Below are 6,583 nucleotides of genomic sequence, written 5' to 3' on the forward strand. Positions count from 1 at the left end.
TTATGAGTCCGTTAACATAGTAATTAAAGATCAACAAATTACAAATATAATATCAATACTATCATGTATTTATGTAATTTTAAAAATTTATTATTAACTCTTTTTGTTGATTAATATATATTGATTTTGCTTACTACTTGCTTACCAGATGCTTACTAGAATGAAGTTAACAAAACCTGCTATTGATAAAATTGATTGCTCAGACAAAAATAAACCAACTTTTTTTTGGGATGAGAAAACACCAGGATTCGGCGTCAAAGTTACACCTAAAAATAATAAAAGCTACATTTTCCAAGGCCGTATTGGTCTTCAAAACCGTCGTATCAAAATTGGTGACGTTGATGTATGGAAATTAGATGAAGCTCGTAAATATGCACAAGAATTGGCGATTATGTGCCACAAAGGGATTGACCCATTAATCGAGCGTAAGAAAGCTTTAGCTGATAATAAAGAACTGCTAAAACAAGAAAAACGCAAAACTATTAAATTTAAAGATGTATGGTTTGAATATTTAAAAGCAAGACAACCTAATTGGCGACCAAGAAGTTATCAGGACCACATCGAATTATCTAGAGGTGGTTACGATCCTGAAAAAAATAGTGTTTATACCAGTCAACCCATTTTTCAACTGTTTGAGTACAAACTTTCTGAATTAACTGCAGATGTATTATGCGATTGGCTTGATCACAATGACTTCCGTCCAACAACATCAGCTAAAGCATACAGACTTACACGAGCTTTCCTGAATTGGTGTGATGAACACGAAGACTATGAAAACTTAGTGCCTCCAAAATCATACAACTCAAAAAAAGTTAAAGATAAAGTCCCTTCCCCAAAAGCCAAGAATGATTGTTTGATGAAACAGCATCTAAAACCATGGTTTGAAGAGGTAAATAAGTTAACTAGCAGAAAAATAGCGATTTTTTTGATATGTAGTTTAATCACTGGTTGCAGAAAGAATGAGCTGCTTTCATTAAAATGGACAGATGTCGATTTTCGTTGGAAAACAGCAAAAGTCAGGGATAAAATTGAAGATGAAGGTCGCCTAATTCCTCTAACTGCATATGTTGAAAGCTTATTATTAGAACTAAAGAAAAATTCTGATTCTAAATTCATATTTAGCAGTAAGGGCGCTGAATGTGGCCATATTGTTAATCCTTACGATAGCTTAGAGAAAATATGTAAAAAACTAAATATTGAACTTACTCCCCATGGATTGAGGAGATCATATAAAACGTTAGCTATTTGGGCAAAAATCAATGAAGGATCTTTAGCACAGATATCAGGTCATAAACCAAGTGCATTAGTTGAAAGGCACTACATCGTACGACCTATGGATATGCTACAAGAAACACTACAAGAATATGAGGATTGGATTTTGCAACAAGTGCGAAATGGCATTAATTGAAATACCTCGATACGGACTAATGCCAGTCAGTTAAGAAATTGACTGGTAGAGGGTGTAAATAATTCTGTGTAAATACAGTTTTAAAAATACTTGGTTACACGCTCTTCAAACGAGAGCGTTCAAAAATCTATGTCAGTAAATTTAACTAGATTTTAATTATATCGATCTAATCGACCTTCAAAGTAAATGGATAATTGAGTATTGTGTGAAAATTGAGACTTCTACTGACATTTTGGTAAATTTTACCTCATGTCATAGGAGTTTGAATTTTGAGTACAAAAGCCCAACGGGAAATTGCCCATAAATTAAAAGTGTTTGCTCATGCTGAACAAAATCGCAATGTTGCATTGACCTGTCGATATTTTGGTATTTCACGAAATACTTTTTATCGTTGGAAGAAGAATTATAAATCCAAAGGAGAGATACGATTAGTCAACAGTAAGCCATGTCCACAGAACCTTAAGCTACGCACGCCTGCTGAGATTGAAGATAAGATTATTTATTTACGTCAACACTATCATTTTGGACAACTACGGATCAGTTGGTATTTATGGCGTTATCACCAAATTAAAATTTCAGCAGCTGGGGCGTACCATGTTTTAAAACGGCATGGTATGAATCGATTACCCCAAAATCAGCGTAAACGTTCTATTCCTATTCCTCAACGTTATAAAAAACAAGTACCAGGGCATCACGTTCAAGTTGATGTAAAGTTTCTCTTTTTTAAAGATCAAAATGGAAAACAAGTCAAACGATATCAATATACCGCTATTGATGTGGATTTAAAAGCCAAGCTGGCCGAATGGGAGGCATTTTACAATTATGCCCGACCTAATGCAGCCATGAATGGCAAAACACCCCTATGAACGATTAAAAGAAAAGTTATGCTAAAATCTTGGTGTCAGTGGAGGTCCTAGTATTCACATATAAAAAGCACAAAAACAAATTTATTTACAGGCTCACTCAAAACTATCTTTCTCTTAAAGCCTCTTGCGCTTTATTAAATGGTTTTATTAGATAATCTAAAATCGTTTTCTCCCCTGTTTGGCAGGCAGATTGAGCTTTTGGCAAAGCTGCTCTATACGGTCGTATTGCAGATTCATCAGGAAACTCCTAGCAACTGGTCATATACCGATAAGGGATGCTGCAAACTCTCGTAGGGCATGACATGCTGTGCTGCTGCAACAGGTACAGTGCCAGAACCTGTATCTGATTGCGGTAATGGCGTAAATTTTTGCTGCTCCTGTTGCAGTCGAACAGCCGGTTTTTCTTGCGTGTTGGTATGAATTCGCTGATTGGCGGTTTCATGCAGCCACCGGCCAATGTGGGCATTGGCGACATCAACATCTAACAGTAAACCCGAAGTCTTCAGGCTTGCTTTCAATGGCACAATAAAGCTTGATTTGAGGTATCCATTAAAGCGTTCAACTTTGCCTTTGGTCTGTGCACGGTAGGGCTTACATACGCGAGGACGAAAGCTGTATTTCTTGGCGCAGTCGAGCAGTTTGGGATTCCATTTATGCTGCCCCTCCTGATAGGCATCCCGTTCAATCATGATCGTTTTAGCGTTATCAAACAGGATTTCCTGAGGTACTCCTGCAAAGAACTGAAATGCATTTTCTAGACCATCGATCCATGCATCGGTACGTTCATGATCATAAAATTTCACGAAAGTCGCTCTGGAATACCCTAATGTTGCGACAAAGGCTTTTAAAGTCGTGTTGTTGCGTCGAATTGTGGTGAAATCCACCTGCATTTGTTGGCCAGGTTGGGTTTCAAAACGAATGATCGGTTCCGGTTTAGCAACTGGTTTTAATGTTGCAAGATATTCCCTCAAGATCCTGATCTTTCCTGGATATCCCAACCTTAAAATTTCCTGGTAGAGCACAACAGCAGGAATCCATTCAGGATGAGCTGCGTTTACACGTTGGAGTAAATAAGGTTTATATGGGTCAAGGATACTTATTCTAGGCTGTATACGCTGATACTGAGGTGTGGTGTTTTGCCGTAAATATTTACGTACGGTATTCCTGGATACCCCCAGTTCACGAGTAATCGCTTTAATAGATTTACCTTGCTGATGAAGTATTTGGATTGTCACTGCTTGCTCCAAAGTTAACATGTTGAGCAGTCCAAAATGACCGCTATATTAACCAAGGGGGTCAGTTTTTAAATGCCGTTAGGGGGTCATTTTTACACTGCCGCTAACAGCGCTTGATGAATTGCATCAAAAAGTGTTAGCTCAGCTTCAGAGTTAATGCTTATTTTTTCCATACCTTTAAGTTGTTGTTGAATACCACTCGATTTGATCACTGGCAAAGTATCTTGCGCTGTCTGCTCACCCCATGAGTATTTACTTAGTTCTTGGATACTCACTTGATTCAAATCTGCAGGTTGCGACGAAAAAAACTGTTCGATGTTTGCTTTAGCTGAGTCTAAATAATTTTTTGGTTTTGCTGCATAAATAGGCATTATTGGTGCACAAAACGGAAGAAACAGCACAAGCCATATCTTTGATTTTATAAAATTCATGATTTAAGCATCTTGGTAAATTCATACCGTGGGAGTTTTTCAAATGCTGCGTCATAGCATTAAATGAGTACTGTAATTGCAGCCATTTTCATTGCAAATTCAAATCCATCTTTGTCTAAAATTAACTTAAAATAAATTCAAATTTAAAACGAATGAAAGGAGCGTTATGTTTGATATAACGCTCCTTGTGAAGGATCAATCTAAAACCAATCCGCCACTTAGCCCTTAGCCAATAATGATTTGGTTATTTTGAACTAAATCATCTAGATCAAAAGCATTTGGCTGATTGAGTAAAACAACTAGATTTTCAGAATGATATTGCTCGGCTGAACCATCACGATCAATTGAAATAACCGCCTGATTATTTTCAGCATTGTAATCAACTGTAATAAAATCAGACCAGTTACTTTCATTCGCATCAGCAGACAATAATGCAGAAATATCAATCACATCATTAACTTCACCCAGTGTAAATCCATCAATTGTTTGAAGTTCATTACCGCCTGTTGCATCATCGTTTAATAGATCAAAAATAATTGAATTATCATCAGATAGCATAGACGTTAATTGAAGGCTCTCTGTAGTTGCAGGATAAACGCCCAAATCTTTTACATACAAATCATCTGAAGTGGGATCGCCAACAACATCAGATTTTTGAACATCCCATTGCAGTGAAATAGATGGCGTTCCTGAAACACCAGGGATATAGACTTCCCAATTATTCCATTCAAAATCTTTTGAAGAAGGATCACCGCCATCTTTTTCATAAGAAGGAGCATCAAAGTAATCTACATTTCCTGTGGCACCATTTCCATAAACAATAACAGCTTGACCAGTTTTATCCAAAGGTGTGCTGTCACTGTTTGATGGGGTCGTTACTGTTGCATAAACAACGCCACCCACAATGAGTTTAAATACTGTCGACTCACCCTGCCCAGATTCTGTAGAGAAGCCATTATTCCAAGCAAGCTGCATCGCAATTTTTGCGCCATTTGCCAAAGCATTTTCAGCTATTGGTTCACGAGTCGTAATTTCCACAATACCCGCGTTATCTTGACGAACGCCATAAGCCTCCTTCTTAAGATAAGTATCATAATTAATTAACTCATTATTTTCCGAGTACTTCCAAGGATTATTATCAGCATTGTCCCATTCACCTAAGCCATTAGTAAAACCGCCTGTTACAGAATCTTCAGCATATGTTGGTGGTGTAGAAGCTTCAGCATCCGTCACCTTAACCTCAAAATCTAATATAGAGGTTGATGTATCTCCATTTGATTTTTCAGTAGACATTACAGTTAAAGTTACATTCAGCACTGCATCCGTTTTATCACCAACAGTCAGTATAAAGTCTGTATATTCCGTTGTACCAGAATCCTTGTCTTCAGGAATATAACTCGCTGTTCCGTCCGAACCTACAGTAACTGAATGTTCATTGCCAAGTGCATCCTTAAAGGTCAAGACAGCACCTGCCGGTAATCCAGACATTACAAATGATAAGTATTCAGAACCATCTGTATCTGTAACTTTTAGATGAATTCCTGTTAAGTCAATACTATCTGCAGACGTCCCTTGATATCCCATCTTAACAGGATAGAACCCAGTATCATTTTTTCCATCAGTCCCCGCATCGTAGTCACCTAATACATAGCTTGTATCTTTAAGGCTATCTTCTATAGCATCAACATTTGGATAAAATTTTAAATTACCTTTAGAAGGGTCTTTATTTTGAACAGCAAAATTATAATTTCCTGCACCAACCGCATTATGCGCATAAAATTGGAAGCTATAGAAACCAGATTGAGTCACACTAAAGTCACCATTTCCACTAGTGCTTGTACCTCTCCAATTTACATGTAATGATGATACTTCATCACCTATGACTATCGCAGCACTATCATCACCCTTTCCAGAGTAAGAATAGGTTTGACCAGCTTCTAAAAAGACATAACCCGAAATATAGACAGCATTCCTTTCAGGTAAATCATTAGAAATTAAGCTAGTAGTAGTACTTGCTGCTGACGAACCGACAGCAGAGCCGTCTTCATTAAATACATGATCATTTTGACGCAAATAATTAATTGCATCTAATAGGGTTCCTTTATTTGCTCCATCCCCATTATTTTCAATCAAATTATGCCCATTAACTTTTTTTACATTTGACCATGTTTGGATATTTAATTCTAATGCAGGTGGATCAAGCTCAAAGTTACCAGTCGTTGGCTGATCTGCAACTGCTAAAACTTCAATATTTAAGTTTGCTGTATCCGTATCCGTACCATTACTCACGGTATAAGTAATGGCAGGAACATTACCGCTGTAATCCAATACTGGAGTAAATGTATATGCTCCATCTGCTCCAATATTAACCGTACCTACATCTGGAATATCAATGTTGGTTCCAACACCGTAAGCGACGCCATCGATTTCGATACCTGTTACAGTGAGCCCTTGCGTATCATTTGTAAGAACGTTCCCATTAATAGTCGCAGCATCTTCTTGCATTGAGTGAGTATCATCACGTACAAAAAGGTCTAAACCACCACCATTTTCTGGCGGAAGAGTCACTTCAAGCTCTGGCGGAACTGTGACGCCTGGCGCGCCTGCAAGCTCATCCGGGCCTGTCACTGCATTGCCGTTGCG

The 6,583-nt window shown here is 37.8% G+C and carries 5 protein-coding genes and 1 pseudogene; 2 read left to right on the plus strand and 4 right to left on the minus strand.

What is annotated here, in order from left to right; all coding sequences use genetic code 11:
• Positions 1-160 precede the first annotated feature (160 nt).
• On the plus strand, positions 161-1,408 hold the full coding sequence (locus NI461_RS10310) for an integrase family protein (protein ID WP_131261641.1): 1,248 nt from the start codon (positions 161-163) through the stop codon (positions 1,406-1,408).
• A gap of 269 nt (positions 1,409-1,677) precedes the next feature.
• Positions 1,678-2,274, plus strand: coding sequence for a helix-turn-helix domain-containing protein (locus tag NI461_RS10315; RefSeq protein WP_253157211.1), 597 nt, complete (start codon positions 1,678-1,680; stop codon positions 2,272-2,274).
• 103 nt (positions 2,275-2,377) lie between these two features.
• On the opposite strand, the pseudogene NI461_RS10320 reads toward NI461_RS10315, so the two are convergent.
• The 4 genes and pseudogenes from NI461_RS10320 to NI461_RS10335 form a co-directional block, all read right to left on the minus strand.
• Positions 2,378-2,455, minus strand: a pseudogene (locus tag NI461_RS10320) (hypothetical protein); the annotation flags it as partial.
• Positions 2,456-2,510: 55 nt separating this feature from the next.
• Positions 2,511-3,530 carry an IS21-like element ISAba8 family transposase gene (gene istA, locus NI461_RS10325; protein WP_253157212.1) on the minus strand — a complete coding sequence of 340 codons (1,020 nt, stop codon included), beginning with the start codon at positions 3,528-3,530 and terminating at the stop codon, positions 2,511-2,513.
• Positions 3,531-3,601: 71 nt separating this feature from the next.
• On the minus strand, positions 3,602-3,940 hold the full coding sequence (locus NI461_RS10330; RefSeq protein ID WP_253157214.1) for a hypothetical protein: 339 nt from the start codon (positions 3,938-3,940) through the stop codon (positions 3,602-3,604).
• A gap of 225 nt (positions 3,941-4,165) precedes the next feature.
• Positions 4,166-6,583, minus strand: a 2,418-nt coding sequence (locus NI461_RS10335; RefSeq protein WP_253157216.1) for a type I secretion C-terminal target domain-containing protein, incomplete at its 5' end; no start/stop codon positions are given.

This window comes from Acinetobacter sp. S4400-12, assembly GCF_024129495.1.
In the GTDB taxonomy this organism is placed as follows: domain Bacteria; phylum Pseudomonadota; class Gammaproteobacteria; order Pseudomonadales; family Moraxellaceae; genus Acinetobacter; species Acinetobacter lwoffii_C.